20 protein-coding genes are annotated in these 21,950 nt (G+C 50.0%); 14 read left to right on the plus strand and 6 right to left on the minus strand.

The features are described 5' to 3' along the window. The first annotated feature begins 23 nt into the window (after nucleotides 1–23). The 4 genes from AB1757_04885 to AB1757_04900 all read left to right on the plus strand — a co-directional run bounded on the left by AB1757_04885 (nucleotide 24) and on the right by AB1757_04900 (nucleotide 3,203). Nucleotides 24–431, plus strand: coding sequence for a hypothetical protein (locus tag AB1757_04885; GenBank protein MEW6126379.1), 408 nt, complete (start codon nucleotides 24–26; stop codon nucleotides 429–431). Nucleotides 432–612: 181 nt separating this feature from the next. Further along, complete coding sequence (locus AB1757_04890) at nucleotides 613–1,233, plus strand: RNA polymerase sigma factor (protein ID MEW6126380.1); 621 nt, start codon at nucleotides 613–615, stop codon at nucleotides 1,231–1,233. Beyond that, complete coding sequence (locus AB1757_04895; GenBank protein MEW6126381.1) at nucleotides 1,230–2,036, plus strand: hypothetical protein; 807 nt, start codon at nucleotides 1,230–1,232, stop codon at nucleotides 2,034–2,036. The genes AB1757_04890 and AB1757_04895 overlap by 4 nt, the downstream gene beginning before the upstream one ends. 51 nt (nucleotides 2,037–2,087) lie before the next feature. Then, the gene (locus tag AB1757_04900; GenBank protein MEW6126382.1) at nucleotides 2,088–3,203 is read left to right on the plus strand and encodes a hypothetical protein; all 1,116 of its coding nucleotides are present in this window, start codon (nucleotides 2,088–2,090) and stop codon (nucleotides 3,201–3,203) included. Nucleotides 3,204–3,424: 221 nt separating this feature from the next. Here AB1757_04900 and AB1757_04905 read toward each other — a convergent pair whose 3' ends face one another. Then, nucleotides 3,425–4,183, minus strand: coding sequence for a creatininase family protein (locus AB1757_04905; protein ID MEW6126383.1), 759 nt, complete (start codon nucleotides 4,181–4,183; stop codon nucleotides 3,425–3,427). 148 nt (nucleotides 4,184–4,331) lie between these two features. Between AB1757_04905 and AB1757_04910 the strand changes: the two genes are divergently transcribed. Then, entirely contained in the window at nucleotides 4,332–4,718 is a 387-nt protein-coding gene (locus AB1757_04910) for a DUF983 domain-containing protein (GenBank protein ID MEW6126384.1), read from the plus strand. A gap of 172 nt (nucleotides 4,719–4,890) precedes the next feature. On the opposite strand, the gene AB1757_04915 is transcribed toward AB1757_04910, so the two are convergent. The 4 genes from AB1757_04915 to AB1757_04930 form a co-directional block, all read right to left on the minus strand. Continuing rightward, nucleotides 4,891–7,872, minus strand: coding sequence for a VWA domain-containing protein (locus AB1757_04915; protein ID MEW6126385.1), 2,982 nt, complete (start codon nucleotides 7,870–7,872; stop codon nucleotides 4,891–4,893). A gap of 8 nt (nucleotides 7,873–7,880) precedes the next feature. Then, nucleotides 7,881–8,612 carry a hypothetical protein gene (locus AB1757_04920; GenBank protein ID MEW6126386.1) on the minus strand — a complete coding sequence of 244 codons (732 nt, stop codon included), beginning with the start codon at nucleotides 8,610–8,612 and terminating at the stop codon, nucleotides 7,881–7,883. A gap of 95 nt (nucleotides 8,613–8,707) precedes the next feature. Then, the gene (locus AB1757_04925; GenBank protein ID MEW6126387.1) at nucleotides 8,708–9,592 is read right to left on the minus strand and encodes a site-specific DNA-methyltransferase; all 885 of its coding nucleotides are present in this window, start codon (nucleotides 9,590–9,592) and stop codon (nucleotides 8,708–8,710) included. Nucleotides 9,593–9,684: 92 nt separating this feature from the next. Beyond that, entirely contained in the window at nucleotides 9,685–11,535 is a 1,851-nt protein-coding gene (locus tag AB1757_04930) for a VWA domain-containing protein (GenBank protein MEW6126388.1), read from the minus strand. Between the two features lie 312 nt (nucleotides 11,536–11,847). On the opposite strand from AB1757_04930, the gene AB1757_04935 reads away from it, so the two are divergent. Then, complete coding sequence (locus AB1757_04935; GenBank protein ID MEW6126389.1) at nucleotides 11,848–12,567, plus strand: phosphatase PAP2 family protein; 720 nt, start codon at nucleotides 11,848–11,850, stop codon at nucleotides 12,565–12,567. Nucleotides 12,568–12,685: 118 nt separating this feature from the next. After that, nucleotides 12,686–13,540 carry a YihY/virulence factor BrkB family protein gene (locus AB1757_04940; GenBank protein MEW6126390.1) on the plus strand — a complete coding sequence of 285 codons (855 nt, stop codon included), beginning with the start codon at nucleotides 12,686–12,688 and terminating at the stop codon, nucleotides 13,538–13,540. A gap of 93 nt (nucleotides 13,541–13,633) precedes the next feature. On the opposite strand, the gene AB1757_04945 is transcribed toward AB1757_04940, so the two are convergent. Continuing rightward, entirely contained in the window at nucleotides 13,634–15,208 is a 1,575-nt protein-coding gene (locus AB1757_04945) for a type IV pilus twitching motility protein PilT (GenBank protein MEW6126391.1), read from the minus strand. Between the two features lie 162 nt (nucleotides 15,209–15,370). Between AB1757_04945 and queA the strand changes: the two genes are divergently transcribed. From queA to AB1757_04980, 7 genes are all read left to right on the plus strand, one after another. Further along, the gene (gene queA, locus AB1757_04950) at nucleotides 15,371–16,495 is read left to right on the plus strand and encodes a tRNA preQ1(34) S-adenosylmethionine ribosyltransferase-isomerase QueA (GenBank protein ID MEW6126392.1); all 1,125 of its coding nucleotides are present in this window, start codon (nucleotides 15,371–15,373) and stop codon (nucleotides 16,493–16,495) included. A gap of 54 nt (nucleotides 16,496–16,549) precedes the next feature. Then, nucleotides 16,550–17,743 (plus strand): glycosyltransferase family 4 protein, encoded by a 1,194-nt coding sequence (locus AB1757_04955; protein ID MEW6126393.1) that lies wholly within the window; start codon nucleotides 16,550–16,552, stop codon nucleotides 17,741–17,743. A gap of 47 nt (nucleotides 17,744–17,790) precedes the next feature. Then, complete coding sequence (locus AB1757_04960; GenBank protein MEW6126394.1) at nucleotides 17,791–18,669, plus strand: hypothetical protein; 879 nt, start codon at nucleotides 17,791–17,793, stop codon at nucleotides 18,667–18,669. An 11-nt stretch (nucleotides 18,670–18,680) separates the two neighbouring features. After that, nucleotides 18,681–19,082, plus strand: a complete 402-nt coding sequence (locus AB1757_04965) for a hypothetical protein (protein ID MEW6126395.1) — start codon at nucleotides 18,681–18,683, stop codon at nucleotides 19,080–19,082. A gap of 84 nt (nucleotides 19,083–19,166) precedes the next feature. Beyond that, complete coding sequence (locus tag AB1757_04970) at nucleotides 19,167–20,363, plus strand: glycosyltransferase family 4 protein (protein ID MEW6126396.1); 1,197 nt, start codon at nucleotides 19,167–19,169, stop codon at nucleotides 20,361–20,363. After that, the gene (locus AB1757_04975) at nucleotides 20,360–21,391 is read left to right on the plus strand and encodes a hypothetical protein (GenBank protein MEW6126397.1); all 1,032 of its coding nucleotides are present in this window, start codon (nucleotides 20,360–20,362) and stop codon (nucleotides 21,389–21,391) included. The genes AB1757_04970 and AB1757_04975 overlap by 4 nt, the downstream gene beginning before the upstream one ends. 51 nt (nucleotides 21,392–21,442) lie before the next feature. Then, entirely contained in the window at nucleotides 21,443–21,928 is a 486-nt protein-coding gene (locus AB1757_04980) for a hypothetical protein (protein MEW6126398.1), read from the plus strand. Nucleotides 21,929–21,950: the final 22 nt, after the last annotated feature.

A 21,950-nucleotide genomic window follows, 5' to 3' on the forward strand; every position in this document is an offset into this window, starting at 1 on the left:
TTTCAAAGATTGATTTTCGATCTATGAATGAAAGAATAAAAAAGCGAAAAAAAGTCATTGCTGTTTTAGCAATAATTACGTTTCTATTGTCTATTTCTGCGCTGTGGACATATACAACTCGCTGGACAGTTGAAAAGGTAGAAAAAATTATAAAAAAAGAAACACCTCTTGGCTCAAGTAAAGAATCCGTCGACGCACTATTAACCAAATACAATTTTGAGTTTTCTTCATACGTTGAGGCATTAGATTCAGGGAATTTTGACGACAAACCAAATACCCTTAAAGGAATTGCCAAAGGATATATATCCGGGTTCAAAAAGAATGTAGGTTGGAGTTTATTAATTCGTTGGGACATTGCAGTCAGATTCTATTTCAATGAGAAGGGCGAATTGATTGACCATACAGTCAGAAAAATAGGAACTGCCCCATAGGTTATTTGCCCAACAATTATTTGTAGATGTGTGTGTAGTATTCGGCAATATTCAATTATTAAGTCAGCTCCTGTCTCCCTTTCTCCCCTTCTTCTTTTCCCTTTTTCTTTTTGGAACTTTTTTCCCGCCCAAGGTGAATAATAGGTGATGCACGAGGGATAATTCGCTTGTAAAGGTTTTCATGGATTTACGCAAAGAAGCCAGCGACGTCGAATTACTGAAACGAATGCTTGCCGGAGAAGAGCGGGCATTCGTCTCGCTCTATGCGCGACATCAGGCGAAGGTTTATAAATTCGCCTATCAAATGAGCGGGTCGCCTGCGTTAGCCGATGATGTCACCCAGGAAGTCTTTATAACGCTGATGCGCGATGGCGCAAATTATGACGCGAAGCGCGGCGCGGTTTCGGCTTTTCTTTACGGCATCGCGCGCAATTTTGTTTTAAGGAAACTTGCGAAAGAGAACCGCTTTGTGGCGATTGATGAAGATGATAAAAGCCTGTTGGCAATAAATGGCAAACCGCAAAATTTTAATGACCCGCTTCAGGATTTGACCCGCAAAGAAACCCTCGATGCCTTGAGGCAAGCCATATTAGCTTTGCCCGCGCATTATCGTGAGGTAGTGGTGCTTTGCGATTTGCACGAGATGAGTTACGCAGAGGTTGCCGATGCGTTGGAATGCGCGATTGGCACGGTGCGTTCGCGATTGAGCCGCGCGCGCACGTTGCTTGCCCAAAGGCTTCGCGGCGCAGAAGAGGTGAACGCGCAAAAAAAAGCGATTAGCGCGGAAAGGATTTTTATATGAACTGCGAGAAATTCGACCAGTCAGTCACTGACCTTGCTCGCGGACAATTGATGGAAAGCGGTGTGCGTGATGAAGCCTTGGCGCACCTGAAAACTTGCGCCGCTTGTGAAGCGCGTTACGAACAGGAGCAAAACCTGAGTGTTGCTTTACGAGTGCTGGCGGTGCTTGATGAAAACCGTCAGGCAAGTCAGCACATTGAAGTAAATTTACTCGCCGCGTTTCGTCAACAGGCGAAAACCAATGCAGCCTCAAGTGCATCGGGCGGACAATTCGCTCAACGCGCATCGCGAAAAAATCTGGCGCTTTACTGGTTAGCGGCAGCCGCTTTGTTATTAATCGCGATTACGATTTTCGCTTTGCGCCCCAAACCGGTTTCTCCACAACCACAGGCGAGGGATAACGCCGTTCAACCGCCACAACCTGAAAAGCAACCGAACGAGGTTAGCCCTCAACCGAAGAACGATGCGCCGCAACGCGATGCGGTCGGATATGCGCCGAAGAAAAATCGTCGGGATATTAACCGGCAAATAGCGAACCACTCATCAACAACTGACAGGCGCAATAATCATCGGAACATCACCGGTACGGATGGCAAAACGAATGCGGAAATCGCTACCGATTTTATTGTGTTACACAACCTGCCGATGAATGAAGGCGGGCAACTGGTGCGCGTCGAGTTGCCGAGTTCGGCGCTCGCTTCGTTCGGGCTGCCGGTCAACTATGAAAATGCGAATCAGCGCGTGAAAGCCGACGTTGTACTGGGTAATGATGGCATTGCGCGCGCCATCCGCTTCGTGCGCTAAAAAGTTTGATTAAGAAAAATCCAGCAAGTTAATGATTAAGGAGATCAGTCAATGAAAAATCGAAAGCAAATGATTCTGGCGTTGGTGTGCGCTGTAACCCTGTTGTCATCAACCGGCGCGTCAATGGCGCAAACCGCCAAACAGGAAAAAGCCACTAAAGCGCAAGGCGAAAAAGATGTCGTTGTCGTTGGCGCACAGGCTCCGATGCGTGAGCGCGTCGGGGGTGTGACCTTTGTCAGCGGCGCGGATACTTTTACTTATATCGCATCGGAAGCGAGTTTCGGCGGTAAAATCGTCAAAGGCGCGCCCTATTCGGCGCAGGCTGTAACCGAAAACATTCAGGTCTTAAACGACGGCAACCGCATAATCCAAAAAACCACACAGGATATTTATCGCGACAGCGAAGGCCGCACACGTCAGGATCAAACCATCGGCGGCATCGGTCCCTTTGCCGCCGCAGGCGAACCGCCGCAAACCGTTTTCATTCACGATCCGGTTGCCGGAACCACATACATTCTCGACCAACGTTCCAAATCAGCCCGCAAAATCGCCACTTTCATTCGCGAAGATCGCCCAGAAGGTAAAGAGGGCGAAGGCGCAACCTTCATCTACAAACAGAGCGAAGGCAGCACAGTGCATTGGAAAAGTGCTGATAAAGTGGACGCCGAGATGAAGGCGAAAATTGACGAGAAGATGAAAGCGAGTAAAGAAATGGCGAGGACTGAAGCCGAATTTGCAGCCGGAGTCGCAGCCGGAGCCAAGTTTGACATCAGCGCCGACGGCTCGCACTTCCGCGTTGGAAAAATGAAACGCGAAGTTACGACGGAATCGCTCGGTACACAAAACATTGAAGGCGTCATGGCTGAAGGTAAACGCACAACCTTTACCATTCCTGCGGGTGAAATCGGTAACGAAAGACCGATTAACGTGGTGACCGAAGAGTGGTACTCACCGGAACTGCAAGTCGTGGTGATGCGCAAGCACACCGATCCGCGACAAGGTGAAATGACTTATCGCTTGACCAACATCAACCGTTTGGAGCCGGCGCGGTCGCTTTTTGAAGTGCCTGCGGATTACACGGTTAAAGAGTCCGTCTCGCCAAAAATGAAATTGGATTTGGAAAGAGAAATGGTGCGGGAAAAGGTCAAAAGGAATAATGAACAATAAAGTTTGAAAGCTACGGCATTGTTTACCCCATCCCGGGCGAGGCAAAATTTGCTTCGCCCTTTTTTTATTAGAGCCGTTTTCGATAGAAAAAATTAAACACCGTTTAGTGAGCGGTCTCTGACCGCGTCGTTGGGAAATCGCAATCACAGGCTGAGGGAGTGTTGAGGGAGCGGTCTTTGACGGCGACGCTTACGTGGCGGTGATGAGTAAAAGCAATCGCACTAGGCGTCTATTTCAGCAAGCGTTTCAAGCGTTGCGGTGACCAGCATATCCGAAAGCGTGTCATAAGTCGTTTCGCCCTCGGCGCACGAAGCTTCAGCGGGGTTGCCGAAATAAGCTTCACTTGCGCCCGCCTGGTTAAAGGTCGTCACGCCTTCACGAATTTTATCGGCAATCGAAATATTCACAGGCTCAAGTTGCTCGCGTATTGGTTCGCGCACCAACTCAGGCGCGGCAACCATCACCAACGAAGTTTCATAAGCGCCCGCGTGACAATCGCCACGCCGAAATTCTTGGGTGAGTTTTTCTGCAAAGCGGCGACGGCGTTTATCCGGGAAAGCCACTTTGCGCCGGGTTTCCTGTTCAACTAGGGCGATGGCTTCATTGATAGAGGCAATGTGTTCGGGTTCAAGATGCGAATTGGCGATGACCACGAGGCGCGCGCCCTGTTGGTATAACGACACGCAGATGTCGCGAATCAACGCCGTAGCGGTGGCTTTGCGGATTGAAATGGTGCCGGCAAAATCGCTGCTGAAATCGGTGACGCTGTAAGAAAGTGGCGGCAGCACCAGGGCGTCGATGCCTTGTCGGGTGAGTTTTTCGGCGGCGCGTATGGACATCTCCTCAGAAATAATCACATCGGTTGCAAGCGGCAGATGCGGCCCGTGCGCTTCGGTTGACCCGACGGGCAATATCGCCACCACACCGTTTTGCAAACGTTTTCGCGCTTCTTTCCAGGTTAGCTTTTGAAATGCTGTCATACCTGTAAATCAAAATCGAATCCGGCGCGTGTGTCAAATCAATCAGGGTCAATGGCTTTTGCGTGAGCGAGTGGTCATCAAACACCTTTCGATTTGGAAAAACAATCTGTCTTGACGCGACCTTGCGGTTTCACATAGTTTTCGCATCGTGAAGACACAGAAAATCAGAAAAATTATTTGGCGGGCTTTGCGGTTGAAATGCCCCGATTGCGGTTGCGATTCGCTTTACCGGCGCATTTATCAAATCAAGCACCACTGCGAAATTTGCGGATTGATTTTTGAGCGCGAGCAGGGCTATTTCGTCGGCGCGATTTATATCAATGTGCTGATGACCAATGCGCTGATACTGGGAACCTTGATTACTTATATCGTCGTGACCGGAACCGTGAGTCAGAAAATTTTACTGGTTTTGTTCGCGATGGGCGCAACCTTGCCTTTTTTATTCTTCCGTCACAGTCGCAGTTTCTGGATAGGCTTTGACCATTATTTCGACCCGCTGAAAGAACGCTTCGATTTGCGCGACGATAGTTTTTAGAGAAGTTTACAAAGTTATTTTATGAAGTTGAACAAGCGGTCTTTGACCACGAACGACCGGAAGACGCGGTCAAAGACCGCTTGTTCAACGGGCGCTGAGGAAACGCAATTGCAAACGCCCATGAGTTCGATGTCCTCAAAGTCAGATTATGGAAATAAGGTCACGACAGTAGTCATTCGCGCCGTTTTTTGCGCGCTTCGAGCAAACGGCTGGATAAAGGCTTCGCGGTTTCGGTTTGTGCGGCAGTTGCTTCTTTTGCGGTTGCCGGCGTGGAAATCCGGGTTTCTTCTTGTGCAGGTTTTTCACTCTCTTTTTGACGGATGATTTCAATTCTTTCCTGAGCGATGAAAGCGGGCGGTTGAGTGGATTTTGATTCGCCAATCGGCACAGGTGTCTGGGTGGTCGTTTCATCTTCGCTCAAGCGCACACGCGACCGCGATTTTTTTAGCTGGGTGTGCGCAAGCGTCGCTTCATGGGTTTCAACTGCAACCTGACGACGCAATTTCGCTTGTAACCACTCACGCGCCTGCGCCAGTTGTTCGCGTGTAAGGTTCACGCGGCGAATGCCGACATCAAGAGGTAAAAGCAAAACAGCAAGCAACAATAGACTTTCAAAAATTTCTCGCGGTTTGGTTTTGTCTGTGCGACGTTCAAATAAATTCGCTTGACTGGTTGTTTCGTTTGTCTGTGTATCAGCAGTTAATTGAACGCCGCCGGTCGCTTCGCTGATTTCGGCAAGCAAATTGGTATCGGCATTGGTGATATTGAATTCGGGTGAATAAGAGTTCACCGATCCGGTGACCGGCGCAACCGCGCCGCCCGCCTCGGTGACACTAACGAGATATGCGCCGCGCCCGGTTGCCGTGAAATCGCCTTCATAACGCCCCGATGAAGTCTGTTCGAGCGGTACATCCAAAGTCGTAAAATCGGGCGTGACGATATGCGCGTTCAGGCGCAAATTATTTTTGAATCCGCCCTCCGGCGTAACGGCTTCAACCGTGATGTGACCTTTGCCTGCGTTAATTTCGACGCGCGGTTGTAAATCGCTTGCGCCTTGCCTTCTTAATGTATCGCGCAACACCTGCGTCCAGAATTGCCCGAACCCTGACCAGTTCAACCAACTCGCAGCCCAGCGCCCTTTGGCATCCGATGTAAATGCCGCGGCGCGACCCAACCCGTATTGCCAGACCGCATAAACCGGGTCGTCTTTGTCAGACACCAGCGAGGTAATCGCAGGAGAGTTCAACGAATCGCGCTCGGCGGTTCCGACATAACCGCCAAGTGGTGGTGATTGCGTCCAATCGACGCCTTCGGTTGCCTGCGTTGAACGCACCAGTCGCGCTTGAAAAGGTTCTTCGATAATCGTCGAACGCGAGGCGAGGAAAGCTTCGCGGGTGAAAATCTGCGGCAAAGTTTCGGCGCGGTCGGTGAAATAAAAACGCCCGCCGCCGATTTTGGCGATGGTTTGCATCCCGGCTACATCCGCATCATTACCGACAGCGATGGTCGATAGCGTCATCCCGGCTTGATTCACGGTTTGCGCGATGTCTGCAAAATCGCCCGGTTCGCTTTGCCCGTCCGACAAAACAATAATGTGTTTGATCTGCGCGTCACTGGTTTGCAGGGTCTCGAATGCCTGCTTGATTCCGGGGTACATCACTGTGCCGCCGCCCGCTTGAATGGTTTGAATGTCGCCGATGATCTTCTTTTTGTTTTCGACTTTGGTGAGCGGAACCACCGTTTGCGGTTCGCTATCGAAAGCGATGATCGTCACTCCGTCGCGTTCCGATAAAAAATCAACTGCCGTGGAAGCGGCTTCCAGAGCCAGTTCCAGCTTGTTGCGCCCACCGCCCTCGACCTGTAACATCGAACCCGATTTATCAATTACCAGCGCCAGCGCCAGCGCCGGAAAATGTTTTTTCTGCCGGACATCGAGTGAAACCGGCAAGACTTCTTCGACAGGAGTTTTGTAATACCCGCCGGGTCCAAAACTCTGTTCGCCGCCAATCATCAGAAAGCCGCCGCCCAAATCTTTGACATAAGCCTGCGTCATGCGCATCTGCTCTTTGGTGAGTTGCGTTGCCGGAAGATTATCGAAAATCACCAGGTCATAATTTTGAAACCCGGCAAGTGAAGCGGGCGCGGCGCGGCTCAGGTCGGCAACGAAATTGCCTTCGCTCAGCACCCGCATCAATGCCGATGAAGGTTGCGCGTCGCCCGTCACATAAAGCACTTTCGGACGACCTTCGACAAATGAAAAGGCTTCGCGGGAATTGTTCTGCACGAAGGTATCGACGTTCGGTGATTCGATTTCGGCGCGATAGGTATAAAAGCCTTTCTGTTCGATGCGCTCAGGCAATACAAAAACATTTTCACCGGCGGCGGTCAGTTGCACTTCGCGTTCGGCAATCAAAGTGTCATTGCGAAAGACTCTGAGTTTTGCTGCCGTGTCAACTGTGCTGTCAACCGTGGCTTTCAATTCAAATGCTTCGCCTTCGGCGAGTTGTTCGGGGGCGGTGAGTTCGCGAACTGCGATTTCACCTTGTTGTGCGGCAGTTTCACTCGTGGTGCTCACCAGGCGCGTGTGAACTTCGATGGATTCGGCTTTGAGTAGCTTGGCTTCGGCAATCGCGTTTTCAAGGTTTTCATTGCCATCGGAAATCAGCACCAATCGCCCGACCGCTTCATCGGGAACGAGCGCCGCCGCGAGTTTCAAGGCACCCGCGACGTTGGTGTAATCACGCGCGGGCGCGGAACTGATTTCATTCAGTTTCCATTCGCCCAAAATTTCTTTGCGAGTCGGCGCAAGTTCCACCGAAGCGTCGCGCCCGAAGACAATCACCCCGATGAAATCACGCGGCGCGGCACGAGCGACCTCGCGGTTAATAAATTCAATGGCGCTTTGGTGCTGGTTTTGCGCGACACTTGCCGAAACGTCAACCAGAAAAATCAACGCCAGATCACGCGAAGTGGTGCGCACCCGCAAGCCCGCAAGCGCCAGCGTCAGTAAAACGAGAATCGCAATGCGAACCCCAACGCTCCAGCGCGCCCGCAAACGCGAGAGATTTGCCAGGCTATGTCGCGCCAGATAGATTGCCGCCGGAATCAGCAGCAATAACAGAAGCGCGCTTGGATTGGTAAATTCGATTCTCATGAGGGCTTTCAGAGATTAATTTGGAAAACCAGAAAAAATCCATTGAAATGATGTTTGAGTTTAAAGACTTTGAATTGTTCGAGTTGGGTTTTATTGAACGCTCGCTTCATTTTCTTAATGGCGATTTCTTCATCTGCCTGTGAATGACAAGGTAGCACTAAATTCAATGTGTCCTCTGCGATTTCGGGATATTTGGTTGAGTTTAAAATATTGCCTTCGGCTTTGACCTCTGTCATCACACGGAAACGAAGTTTAACGGAAGCCTTGTCCACAGTTCTCACTTTGCTGAAACTCTCTTGTTCCGAAAAGGTTGTGATGAGTAATTCCTTTAAATCTTCGTCAACTGCTATTCCGCTTTGTTTTATACGTTCCTCAAGAACTTGCGAAAAAGATTTGCTTATCAATTCTTCGGTGTTGATAGTTTCAAAAAAGCTGCCGTGAACCAAAGCAACTTTAACCTTGCCTCTTTTTCTACCGCGCACCAGATAAAACACTTCACGCACAGGCAAACTATTGATGTCATCACCGGCAGTTTCCATTTGTTGACGAATGATGCTGTTCTCGCTTTTAATGACTTTTGCAATTTCTTTTTTGCCTGAAGGAATCGTTGAGTTGAATGACGAAACCATATAGCTATCGCTGTCTTTCAGTTCTATCAACTCACCACCTGTAAATAGTTTTTCACCTTTGTTGAGTTTGATTGCCATATCAGGAAACTGACCGGCATTTTTGCAAGACAACAAACTCTCATCAAAAGGAAAAACTTCAAGCTTGCCACTTTCCTTGAAGCGGGATTTTTGATTAAAAAGAGATTTGAATAAGTGGTAAATGGAATTCATTGGTTGTCAAATAGAGTTGCAATTTGTTTTTTCTTTTTGGGTTCAATAGCGTCAATCTTGCCGCCCCAAATTTCTGCCAGGTTGTCTGTATAAAGATATTCTTTGTAAAGCGGGTGAATGGAATCGGCGTCGCGCAAATTTTCCAGACGCTCTTTAATGCACGCCGCGTTTTTCGGGTCTATCTCGATGCTGATGGATTGACGATGCGTTTGCAAAGCGGTGACTGCCGTTGTTCCTGTTCCTGAAAACGGATCAAGCACCGTATCGCCCGGTGAAGTTGAGGTTAAGATCATTCTGAGCAGCAAAGCGATTGGCGATTGCTGCTTGTGAAAGCGTTCACCATTTTCCAGACGCAAGGCTTCCGCTCCTGCAAAATAACCCGATGTCAATTCACGAATATCATCCCAAACGTCGGTGACAAAAATGCCGCCTTCACGGTCGTATTTGTAATTTGCCGGAAGAGGCGGCGTGATGCGCAGTCGATTAAAAACGCGCGGTTTCGCGCCTTTTGTGGCATAAGCGATGATCTGATATTGCTTGCCGTATCTGCCTTGCACGGGAACCGCCGAGGTTTTCTTTTTCCAGATAATCAGGTTTTGAAATACCCAACCGGTCTCGCGCAAACATCGCAAGACCTGTTCGCTGTTTTTCTCGCGCTGCATGAAATAGATTGCGCCGCCGGTTTGCGTGAGCCGAAAAACCGCATCGCAAACCTCGCGCATCATTTGCCAGTAAGCTACTTCGGGCATAGCGTCGTTGTGCAGCGCGTAATCTTTCTGCTGATTAAAAGGCGGGTCGAGAAAAGTCAAATCAACCCGCCGGTCAATTTTGCCGGACTCAAAAACCGCCAGAGCGTTGTCGTTGAAAATTTCGTAGTTCATAAGTTTTATCGAAAGTTAAAAATTCTTTGGCTACGTTAGCTCTTCGCTTTTTTCTTTTCAAGCTAAGACATTGCTAACATCCCTGCCGGAAATCAGACGGCGATGCGTTTGTGATAAATCCACCATTCCAAACTTAACAGGGCAAGCACGGCGACGATTATCCACATCCAGATTTCGCGTTCGGCGCTGAAACTTTGCGACGCGCCGCTTACGCTACCGGCGCGCGTTTGAATGGCTTCGCGCGGCGTCGTGTTGGATTCACTTTCGTTCAATAAACTTACGGCAAAGCCCGGCGCATCTTTCACTTCGTATAAACCAACCTGCAAAGTATCGGCAAACGCTGCCGTGCCTTCGCGTAAATCAAGGTCTATTGAATCACCTGCGGGCGTAGTGATTTCGGCTTGGGTATTCGCGGCGCGAATGGTTGCCACGCCTCCGGCGCGAATCGCCCGTTCTTCGTTTAAGCTCTCGCGACCGGCAAGCCACGAAAGCGAATTCGCCAGGAAAATCGGAAATTCGACTTTAAGCGGCAAATCGCTTTTGGTTAAATCAAAACCGAGCATCACCACACGCCGTTTATTTTGTTCGCCGGCGAAAATCAATCCGTCACCATTATTTGCGGCAATCGCTTTCAACCAGGCAGCGGCTTGGCGTTTGGCTGCGGTTTCGATATGCACATCGGCATAACTTAAATAGCTATTCGCCGGGTGGGCGCGGTCGAGGGTGTTTAGCGCCGGCGCATCAAGTTGTCCTGTAGTTTGCCAGTATCCTGAAACGTCGAGCGGATTGATGGCAAGCAGCGGTTTATTGGCTGCAAGGATTTCCTGCGAAATCGCGCCGTCAGTGACCACACAATCGAACCCGTCAAGCGGCGCAGAAGCGGAATTCAATTTGCGCGCTTCAACCGCCGAGTTGACCGCGATGGCTTGCAAGAGAAATGGATTATCGCTTACCACAGCAACCCGCACGCGGCGCGAATCTGCAAGCATGGCAAAAGCGAGATTATCCGCGGCGAGGTCGTCTTCGTCGCCGGTGATTCTCAGTTCCGCGAGTCCGCCGGTCGCGGGCAGCGTGTCAAAGACCATAGCGGCTCTTTCATTGGCGGCAATGTTTGCGGTGCGCACATCCGCGAGCCGGTTTTCAATTTTAAGTTCGAGATTGACGGTCGCTGCCTTATCGCTGAAATTGGCAATCGAAGCGAAGAGTTCCTGTTTGCCGGTTGCCTGATTTTGCCGCGTATTCATCGCCACAATGCCAAGGTTTTGGGCGCGTTTGCCGACGCTCACCAGACGGGTTGCGGTTGCGCGCTGAATAGCTTGCGCGCTATTGAAATTGTTGGTTGTGACCACAGATGAACCGCCGCCATCCGAGATAACCACGATACCGGCGTCGCGTTCGGCTTTGGCTAACTGTTCGGCAAGCAGTAAAGCGTCAGCGAGGTTTCCCGCCGCATCGGTTGGCTGAATCTGATTGATGGCTGAACGCAGCGCAGCATGGTCTGATGTCAATGTCGAACGCACCGTCACTCGCGATGAACTTTCGATAATCGCTGCGCGGTCATTGCCGCCGAGACTCGCAATCATGTCATTGGCTAATTTTTTCGCGCGTTGAAGACGTGTATCGCCGTCTTCGTCACGCGCACTCATACTGGCGGTCGAGTCGATGATGATGATCGAACTGCCTGCGGCAAGCGCCTGAGTTTTAATGAGCGGTCGAGCCAAAGCGAAGACCAGCGCGGCAAGCGCAAGGAGTTGTAAAACGAGCAGCAGACTGCGGCGTAATTTTCTGAACGGCGCGTTGGCTTCGATCTCTTCCAAAGCGCGTTGCCACAAGAAGACACTTGAAACCACACGCCGTTTGCGCTTGAGTTTAAGCAGGTAGAAGAAAATGATAATGGCGCTGATGAGCAACCACCACAACGCGCTTACCGATAGAAATCGCATAACACCTTTACGGACAACTGCCTTTCACGGTTCCTGATTTGAACCGGCTCACAAGTTTTAACTTGAACCGCCAGAATGCCAAAGCGCCAGGAAAATTTTTTCATGGTTTGGCGTATTTTGCGTCCTGGCGATTCAAATTTTTTTGACTGAGAATCAGCAAGTATTGCATAGCCGATTGATTGACAGCCAACTCAGGCAACCGGCTTTGATGCGGGTTTGCGGCTGGATGCCGAAAAAGTTCCTCTGGGATTTGATTTTTAATTGGGGTATAAAATTTATATCGGGCAAAATTTATCAATAGATTTTCTGCATATGTCTGAAACCCTTATCACCAAAGAGAATTCATCAACACTCACGCCACGGCAACGCAAAGCCTTGTACAAACGAAAATCCACCTGGGCTTTTGCGGTCTCGCTCATCATCTATGCGGTGCTTGCGGGGTTTGCGTTTATTCATCCGTATTTCGGCTGGGATTTACGTATCGAAAATTTTGTGCAGACCATCAGCCTTCCGGGTTTTCGCGAATTGATGCTCTTTTTAACCCTGCTTGGCAATGGCTGGACGCCGTATTTAACGGTGATTATCGCCAGTATTTTTTTGCGAATGCTGAAACGCAAACCCGAAGCCTTTATCTGTCTGGTGGGCGTGTCTGCGATTGCCACCGTGAATCAGTTGATGAAAATTGTGATAGGCAGACCGCGTCCGAGTGGTGAGTTGGTCAATGTCTTCTCAGGCGTTGACCATCATAGTTTCCCGTCGGGGCATACGATTTTTTTTACCGTGTTTTTTGGTTTTCTGCTGTTTTTAACCTATGTCTTTCGCTTGCGCCCGGTGTATCGCTGGATACTGACCTTGCTTTTCGGCGGGATGATTGCGCTCATCGGGCTATCGCGTGTTTATCTTGGCGCGCATTGGCCCAGCGATGTCATCGGCGGTTACATTGTCGGCAGCCTCTGGCTTGCGGTGATGATCCGGGTTTATGCCTATATGAAATTGAAAGAGCAAAAGGGAACAGTTGAAACCATTGATTGACCTCGGGGCGCGGTTACCGGTTCTTTGACCGCGCTTAGCTGGGCAGTTATGATTTTCGCTGCAAGAAGCTGTTATGGCGACAACCGGAAGAAAACGAAAAATCTTGTGGCGGACCTTCATGTCCTTCCTCGATAACAACCTCACAACATCGGCAGCGGCAATTTCTTATTCGTTAATTCTCGCACTGTTTCCGAGTCTGCTGTTTTTACTGACCATCGGCAACAGTCTGATTGGACCGGAACGTGTCGAACGTTACGTGCTCAAACAGGTGCTCGATTTTTTCCCCGTCGCTTACGGGTTTATTCGTAACAACCTCGAATCGCTCTCGTCGCTTTCGACGCGCCTGATTATCACCTGTTTTATCGGCATGCTGTGGGCAGGGATGGGCATATTTTCGGTGATTGAAACGGCGCTCAATCGCATTTACGGAACTTCGCCGCGCTCGTTTCTGCACGGGCGCGCAGTCAATTTCGCGATGATCAATCTGGTCTTCGCGCTGCTCGGAGTTTCGGCTTTGTCAACGGCGGTGCTCACCGGTTTACAATCGACAGTCGGTTCATTGCCGATTAAATTGGGTGAAAAGGTCGCGGCGTTTTCGGGGTTTGTGTGGCAATCGTTATTTGTTCTGGTGAGTATGGTCATTACCATCACCTTGTTTACCGTGATGTACAAATGGTTGCCGAATACAAAAATTTCAACCCGTGAAGCGTTGACCGGCGGCATCATTGCAGGCGTGTTGTGGGAATGCGCAAAATACGGATTTTCTTTTCTGCTGCCTTTTTTCAATTACGATTTGTTGCACGGGTCAATCGGCGCAGCCGTGGCATTGCTCACCTGGGTCTATACCTCAAGCGTGATTATGTTATTTGGCGTACAGTTCACTGCTATCCTGCATCGCGATCATTTGTTGCATGCGGTGGATGCCAAAGCCGTTCCGGTGGTTAATGAAACGCCCATCGGCGTCAGCGAATAAAAAAGGCAAAGGTTAAAATTGCCTTCGCCATACTTTTAACTTTTGCCTTTTTACTTGATAGGTCTTTTCACGGTCGGGCTACTGATTCATTGTTCAACCCTGCGCCGGTTTGGTTAAAAATTTGGTATCCACATTATTGCGTTTGAGCATGGATTCAAAGGTCGCCTTATCGACAGCCTTCGCGTAGGCTTCATCAGGTTCGACGAGTTTCTTACTGACCAAATCCATCAAAGCATCATTGAGCATGACATTGCCGTTGCCGCGATTGGTTTGCATCATCGACGGAATCTGAAAAGTTTTGGCTTCGCGTATCAAATTACTGATTGCCGGATTGACGATTAAAACTTCTAATGCCGCCACGCGCCCGCCGCCTTTTTTCCTGAGCAGAGTTTGTGAAATGACGCCGCGCAAGGATTCCGAAAGCATGATGCGAATCTGGGTTTGCCGGTCGGGTGGAAACTGGTCAATGATGCGGTCAACCGTCGAAGCCGCCGTCGTGGTGTGCAAAGTTCCGAAAACCAAATGTCCGGTTTCGGCGGTTTCAATTGCGATGGCGACGGTTTCGAGGTCGCGCATTTCACCGACCAGAACAATATCCGGGTCTTCGCGCAGCGCCGCCCGCAAAGCGTCTTTGAATGACGTGGTGTGGTTATGCACTTCGCGTTGATTGATTAAACATTTTTTATTTTCGTGAACGAATTCAATCGGGTCTTCGATGGTGATGATGTGGTCTGTACGATTGCGGTTGATGTAATCAATCATCGCGCAAAGCGTCGTGGATTTTCCCGAACCGGTCGGCCCGGTAACTAGAACCAATCCCTTATTCAAATGGCAAAGTTTCAAAATCGCTTGAGAAAGTCCCAAATCTTCGGCGCTTAGAATTTTATTGGGAATCACCCGAAACACCCCGCCCATGCCTTTGCGGTCGCGAAAGATATTGGCGCGAAAGCGCGCGAGGTCGGCGATTTCGTAAGCGAAATCGGTATCATTGCGCCGCTCAAACTCCTCACGATTTTTTTGCGGCATAATCGAAGCCAGCAACTGCTTCATCGCTGTGGAATCAAGCGCCGGGTAGGTATCAGTGAGCGGCACCATCTGTCCGTCTTTGCGAATCAGTGGCGGCATATTGGAACTCAGATGTAAATCCGACGCGCCGGCTGCGACCATTGCGCGAAACAGGTCATCCATTTTGGAAGGTGAAGTCGAAGCCAATGCGCCCGAAGGAGGTCGCGTCACCGTCGTCGCCTGACCGTTTGGTCTTGGCGAAGTGAGCGGCGCTGTTGAATTGCGCACGAAAGGTTGAGCGGCAGGTGAAGTGGTGGTCATGCGCAATTGCGGTTGACCAGGAACCGCAGGGGACGCCACTGCACCCGGCGCGAAACTAACCGATAGCCCGCCGGTCAGTCGCCGAACTTTTACACCGAAATTACCCACTCCCGGACATTCATAATTGAACTCGATTTCCGATTGCGTAGCTAAAAGGTTTCTGACCGGGTCAGGAATAATCGGAGCAATCGTGCTTCCCACATCACCCTGGGTCAAAGGGGTTTGCGACATATCGAAAGTGCCTGCGCCGGTAATCAGTTTGATGCGATGCCCGACATCCATTTTGAGTTCTTGCCCTTTCTGGTTGTGCAGAATGCTCAATAAGCTATTGATATTTTCCATATTTTTCCCTTGATCGTTAGAAAGGTAAAACGTCTATGCAGAAGTGAGGGGGCAGCGGTCATATGAAAATCTTTATCGGGATGCCCATCTTACAACAGCAAAATTGCCAAATCTATAGTTACTTACTTGGGGCGTTGCGAGTAGAACGGCTACAATAGCAACGTGTTGGTATCGGATTTCGATTTTCATTTACCGGAAAAATTAATCGCCCAGGAACCCGCTGCAAAACGTGACGAATCGCGCTTGCTGGTCGTCAGTCGCGCCACCGGCAAACTGACCGATGCAGTTTTCAAATCGCTGCCTGACTTTTTAAACCCGACCGATTTACTGGTGCTCAACGACACGCGGGTTTTTCCCGCGAGGCTCCTGGGCAATCGTTTGTTGCCGGATGGCGAAGTTGGAGCAAAGGTCGAGATATTTTTAGTGCGCGAAATCGAGCCGCTCGTATGGGAAGCCTTGGTGCGACCCGGCAAAGCCATGCAGGTTGGCACTCGTGTGCGATTTGCGAGCGATAAACTTTCTGCCGAAGTCGTTGAATGGGGCGAGATGGGCAGACGTTTGATTCGCTTCACGACCACAGGCGATTTCAATCAAATCATTGATGAAATCGGGCGCGCGCCTTTGCCGCCCTACATTAAACGCGACGAAGCTTTGCGTCTGGACGCCGAGCGTTACCAGACCATCTATGCCAAAGAACGCGGCGCGATTGCCGCGCCGACTGCCGGATTGCACTTTACCCCGGAAATTTTCGCGCAATTGAAAGCGCGCGGGATTGACCGGGCGCAAGTCACCCTGCACGTCGGTTACGGCACTTTTCAACCGGTGAAAGTCGAGCGCGTCGAAGACCATCACGTCGAAGCCGAGCGTTTCAGCATCAGCCAAGCCGCAGCCGGGAAAATTAATTCCGCATTGCATGAAAATCGCCGCGTCATCGCTGTCGGCACGACGACCACCCGCGCGCTTGAATCAGCGGCAAGGCGTCAGGAGTCAGGAGTCAGGAGTCAGGAGTCGCAGGAAAAAGATGCAGCTAAAGAGTCGCCTCTTCACCTCTTCACCTCTTCACCTCTTCAAGCAGTCGATTATCAGCAGACCGAATTATTCATCTATCCGGGATACGAATTTCGCGTCATCAATGGTCTCCTAACCAATTTTCATCTGCCGCGCTCATCACTCTTGATGCTGGTTGCGGCATTTGCCGGGCGCGAATTGATTATGGAAGCCTACGCGCACGCCGTGAAAAATGAATACCGGTTTTATAGCTACGGCGATGCGATGTTGATTTTGTGATTCACAGATTCAACTGGGTAATTAAAAAGCGACGTGTTGCACCATGAGCCGGGTGTGAAAAACGAACTGTTACAACTCAATCATCAAGCGCTCTATGCGGCGTTTGACAGGTTTCCTTCGCGTAAAGGCGCGGCGGTTCATATCAATCAGATGGCTGGAACACTGTTTGACGCGGCAAATGGCGGTCTGCTTTTTGTCCTCGGCGATGACGCGCTTCCGGCTTATCAACGCGAAGACCAGGTGGAAATCGTACGGTTTTCAAAATCGATTGCCAATTTTCTTGACCGCACATTGGCTTATGGTCGGGCGCTTAGGAAATTATTAAAAGCGCAACGTGACACCTTAAAACTCTGCCATTTCCGCGATGTCTGGAGCGGCATTGCGGTTCTCGAAAAGAAAAATTATGTGACCGTGTTTGAAGTCAACGCCTTGCCTTCAATCGAACTGCCATACACTTATCCGAATCTCGCGCCCGCGACGCTTGATAAAATTCGCCTCGCCGAACAGTTTTGTTTTGTCGCGTCCGACGCCATCATCACGCCTTCACATTCTTTGCAAGAAAATTTGATTAAGCGAGGGGTTGATGCGGATAAAATCACGGTGATTGCCAACGGCGCAACTATTCAACCGAAACCACCACGCCCCGCGAATGTGCCTGAACGTTATTTGATTTACTTCGGCGCATTGCAACGCTGGCAAGGTGTCGAGGTGTTGCTGAGAAGTTTTGCGCGGCTTGCAGACCTCACCGATTTGCATCTGGTGATTTGCGCATCCACGCATCCGCGCACCGCCAGAGCGTATCAAAAGCTCGCAACAAAACTTGAAATTGCCGAACGCCTGCACTGGTTTTTCGCATTGGAAGAAGACGAACTCGCGCCGCTTCGCGCACACGCGCAGCTTTCCGTTGCGCCGCTTATCGAATGTTCACGCAATCTCGAACAAGGCTGCGCGCCGCTTAAAATTCTTGAATCAATGGCAGCGGGGGTGCCGGTCGTGGCTTCCGACATGCCCTCGGTTCGCGAAATCATCAATGACAAAATTGATGGGAAGTTGGTTCGCCCAGACCGCCCGTCGGATTTGGCGAGAGCCATTCGCGTAATGCTCGAATACCCTGAAACTTTGCAGGCGATGGGCGAACGCGCGCGCCGACGGATTGAAGAACATTTCACCTGGGAAAAATCTACAGACGAGTTGCGCGCGCTTTATCATTCGCTTTGTCCTGAACTCACTGGCAAATCTATTGCGTAAAGCGAATTCTTGTAGCATCCTTCAACGCGAAAGCGAGGATGATTGGGATGAATCTCTGGAAGGCTTTGCAGGCGCAACAGGCGCTCACCCCCGAACAGAAACTTTTTGTTAAAGAACGAATGGTTGAAGGAACCACAACCCCCGATGACTGGCTGGTGTTGTTTGGCAAAGTCGCCGAGTACGATTCGCTACGCGATTCATCATCGAAAACGGTTGGTTGGATGGGATGCGGTGGTTGCGCGGGGCTTGTGCTGCTGTTCATCCTGGGCGTCAGCAATGTCATTTTGTTTCCCATCTTTGTCATTGCGCTGATTATCTTCATCGGCGTCAGTGTGATTTTGGGAAAACACCGCAAAGATGTGCCGAATCATTTGCGTTTATTCGTGGTGCCCTTGCTTTCGGTTTTGCGTGAAGAGATGCGGCGCGGCGAGTCACTGTATTTGCGCCTGGACCTGCGCGGCGGTACGGTAGCCGATAAGCTGCACAGCAATCAGTTATCAAAAAAAGGGCAGCAGTTGCAGGCATCCGGCAGCAAAATCAAAGAAGAATTTTTTCAAGACGTGTGGCTCACGGGAAGCGCGCGGCTTGCCGACGGGACGCAATTGCAAATGCGCGTGGTTGATCGCATACGCAAACGCGAAGAAGGTAAACGGCGTTCGAGCGGTAAATACAAAACCAAGACCAAACATAAAATCAAATCCCGATTGGAAGCGCGACTGCAATTCAAGCGCGCGAAATACACTTTCGACAAAACCGGTTTGAAGGCTGCCACCAATGAAAAAGTGAATGTGCAATCCGACACGGGCAAAGATACGGTGCGCCTGCGTCGCACAGTGCTTTCAACGGATTTGAATAGACCCGCGAAGTTATATGATTTTTTAGATTTGCTTGCCAAAGCTTACAAGCAGGTCAAACCGGTTTCGTAAAGGAGGAAGCAATGCAACCCATGACCGGGTGCGCAATCAAGCGCGGTTTTTTTGTTTTGAGAGATTGTGGCAACGCCGCATATCAGGTCTGTCAGTATTGTTCGCGCTCAGTGTGCCAGGAACATCTTTCAATGCGCGGGCAAATCCTTGCGTGTCTGGATTGTCAGGCGCGACAACAGCAAATGACCGAAGAAGACCAAACTAATTTGATTGCCGGTGAAAATGCCTTCGGCAGAAGCGGCATTCACAGCTATCGCCATAATTATTATGCAAACCAGCACTACGCGCCGTTTTATACAGGACTCTATTACAGTCAGTATTACGACAGCTATGACACACGGGCTTTCGATAAGCGCGCCGCGCCGGAAGGGTTCGATGATGAATCTCTGAGCATGGGATTTTTAGACAGTTAGAAAAATTCAAGCAGGGATAGACAACCTGAACAGGAATTTTATTCATTATCCTGTTTATCCTGTCTATCCCTGTTAATTTCTGTAATGAACGACCAACGAATTTCACAGCTTCATCTGCTCTGGCTGACGGAAAATTATTTTCCGAGTCGCGGCGGGATGGCTGAGTCCTGTGATCGCATTGTGCATTCATTAAGGCAAGCGGGCGTGAACATTGATGTCGCGCATTTTTCGCATCGCACAACCAAACTTAAAATCGAAAATAAATCAAACGGGCGTGATGTGGTGTGCCCGCTTGGCGATGATGCGCCGCACGCCATGAATTTATTGTGGAATTTTCTTGCCGAACAGCAAACCGGCTATTCGCATCTGGTTGCTTTCGGTGGCACAACGCCGTTAATTGCCGGTTCGGTTTATACAGCGTGGTCGCGGGTGCCGCTTGTCACCTTGATTCGCGGCAATGATTTCGATGCGGCAATCTTTTCCGTAAAACGGCAGGATGTGTTGCGCGAAGCTTTGAAAAAATCGGCGCAGGTTTGCGTGGTCAGCCGCGATAAAGCGCAAAAGATCAGGGCGTTGTTTCCTGAGATTCAACCCATTTGGATTCCCAATGGTATTGATCTGGATGAATGGGAACTGTTGCCATCGCATAGCGCGCGCGCAGCGCATTGGCGCAGTGAAAATGTTGCGGCGGGTCGTCGCGTACTAGGCATGTTCGGGCACATCAAACAAAAAAAGGGTGGCTTGTTTTTTTTAGAAACGCTTTTGGATTCGGGACTCGCGGATAAATTTCATCTGCTTTTTGTTGGCGAACTCGACGCGATGGTCATTGAATTTTTACAAACCCATGAAAGTGAAATTGCCCACAGTATTTTTCCATTTGTTGACCGTTATGAATTGTTGCCACATTACGCCGTCTGTGACTTGGTAGCTATTGCGTCGTTTTATGATGGGTTGCCGAATGTTTTGCTGGAAGCGGCGGCGCTTGCTGTGCCGCTCCTGGCTGCAAAAGTTGGGGGAATGGCTGACGTGTTGACCGACGCCGAAAACAGCCTGCTTTTTTATCCCGGCGACGCACACCAGTGCCGCGCGGCAATCGAACGCGCCGCAACCGTCAGTGATGAAACCTTAAAGCAAATGGGCGAGAGTGCCCGCTTGCTGGTGCAAACCCGACTCACCAGTGAAATCGAAAGGGAAAACTATTTGCGGATGTTTCTGGAAACGCCGGGAAATTTGCCCGCTTATGATTTTGCTGATGAAGAAAATCTGGTGCGCGAAGGATGATAATTTATTACGCCGCAGGAGGTGGGCTTGGGCATTTGACGCGGGCGCGCTCGGCGATTCATTCGCTGAGTATCAATGAACCGGTTGCGCTAGTCACTGCTTCACCGTTTGCTGCGGACAACCGCATCGTTGGTGACGCTCAGGTTATTGGCATTCCGCAAAACTTTTCCGGTGATCTTCAAGGTTATCAACAATGGCTTGAAAAAACTTTTATTGAATACGCGCCCACAGAAATTTTTCTCGACGCTTTTCCCTGCGGAATCCTCAGTGAATTCGGCAATTTCAATTTTCCCGGGAACGCGAAACTTATTCACCTCGCCAGAAATTTGCGCTGGTTTGAGTATGAAAAAGTGATTCAAGGCAAGCCGCCGTTTTTTCAGCAGGTCTATTTTGTCGAAACTCTCGAAAATGAACAGCAGGCATTTTTACTAACCAACACCGAAGCTATGAGCTTTCTCGAACTCCAAGACCCGCCGGTTGATTTAAGCGAAGAAGAAAAAATTATTGTTCGCACATTTCAAGAAAGGTTTACTCATGACCCGCGACCCTGCTGGCTCATCGTCCATTCAGGTTCCGCCGAAGAGATTGCCGAACTTCTCGCTTATGCCGGCGAGATGAGTGAACAAGAGCAAATCAACCCTCGGCTGGTTCTGGTTGCGCCACAAAAAATTGATTTGCCCAATTTGAAAAAATTGTCGAGGTTGCAACCCGGAGATTCACAACTCCAGCAATTGGATTCCGACGCGCAAACGTCGGACATCGAACACCAGACGCCAGACGCAAAGTTCCAGACGCCAGACGCCAGACGCCAGACCGTTTTAGAGCGAATTGATTTTTATCCTGCCTCAGCACTTTTTCCGTTTGTTCACCGCATCATCACGGCTGCCGGATTCAATGCCATGCGCCAGACGGAAAATTATCGCGAAAAACATCGCTTTCTGCCGTTTGCGCGGCGATTCGACAATCAGTTTTTGCGAGCCGCGAGGCGACACGCAACTGAGTCTGCGAAGCAAAAATTTGAAATTTGAAACCCATCCCTCTATGATTGGCGCGACGTTTTTGGAAAAGAGTAAGCCCGGATGGAATTTAAAACCGCAACTCACGAAAAAGTTTATGAAAAAACCCGGCAGTTTCTCTTCGAGATTTTCGGCGAAGTCAATGTGACGGTCATTGACGATACCTTTGTTTTGCAGGAAGGTTCGACGTTTGTTTACGTGCGGGTTTCAGCGATTGGCGAACGACAAACCTGCGTTGAAATCTTCTCTTACGTGGTGATTGATATCGAGGTCAACGAAGCTTTGATGTGCTACCTGCTGGGTTACAATTTGAAACTGGTGTTGGGGGCATTTGGGCTGTCGATTGATGACAGCGGCAAAGGCACCATCGTGTTGACGCACGCGATTTTGGGCGACACGATGGATAAAGAAGAGTTGTACGCCAGCGTGTCGGCGATTGCGCGCGTCGCCGATAATCTTGATGATGAAATTGTTAAAACCTTTGGCGGCAAAACGGCGCTCGATAAATTGAACACGCCGATTGCGCCGGTTGAATACTGGGAAGAATAAGCGCCTCGCCCGACCGTCAGGG

Source organism: Acidobacteriota bacterium (genome assembly GCA_040754075.1).
Taxonomy (GTDB): Bacteria; Acidobacteriota; Blastocatellia; order UBA7656; family UBA7656; genus JBFMDH01.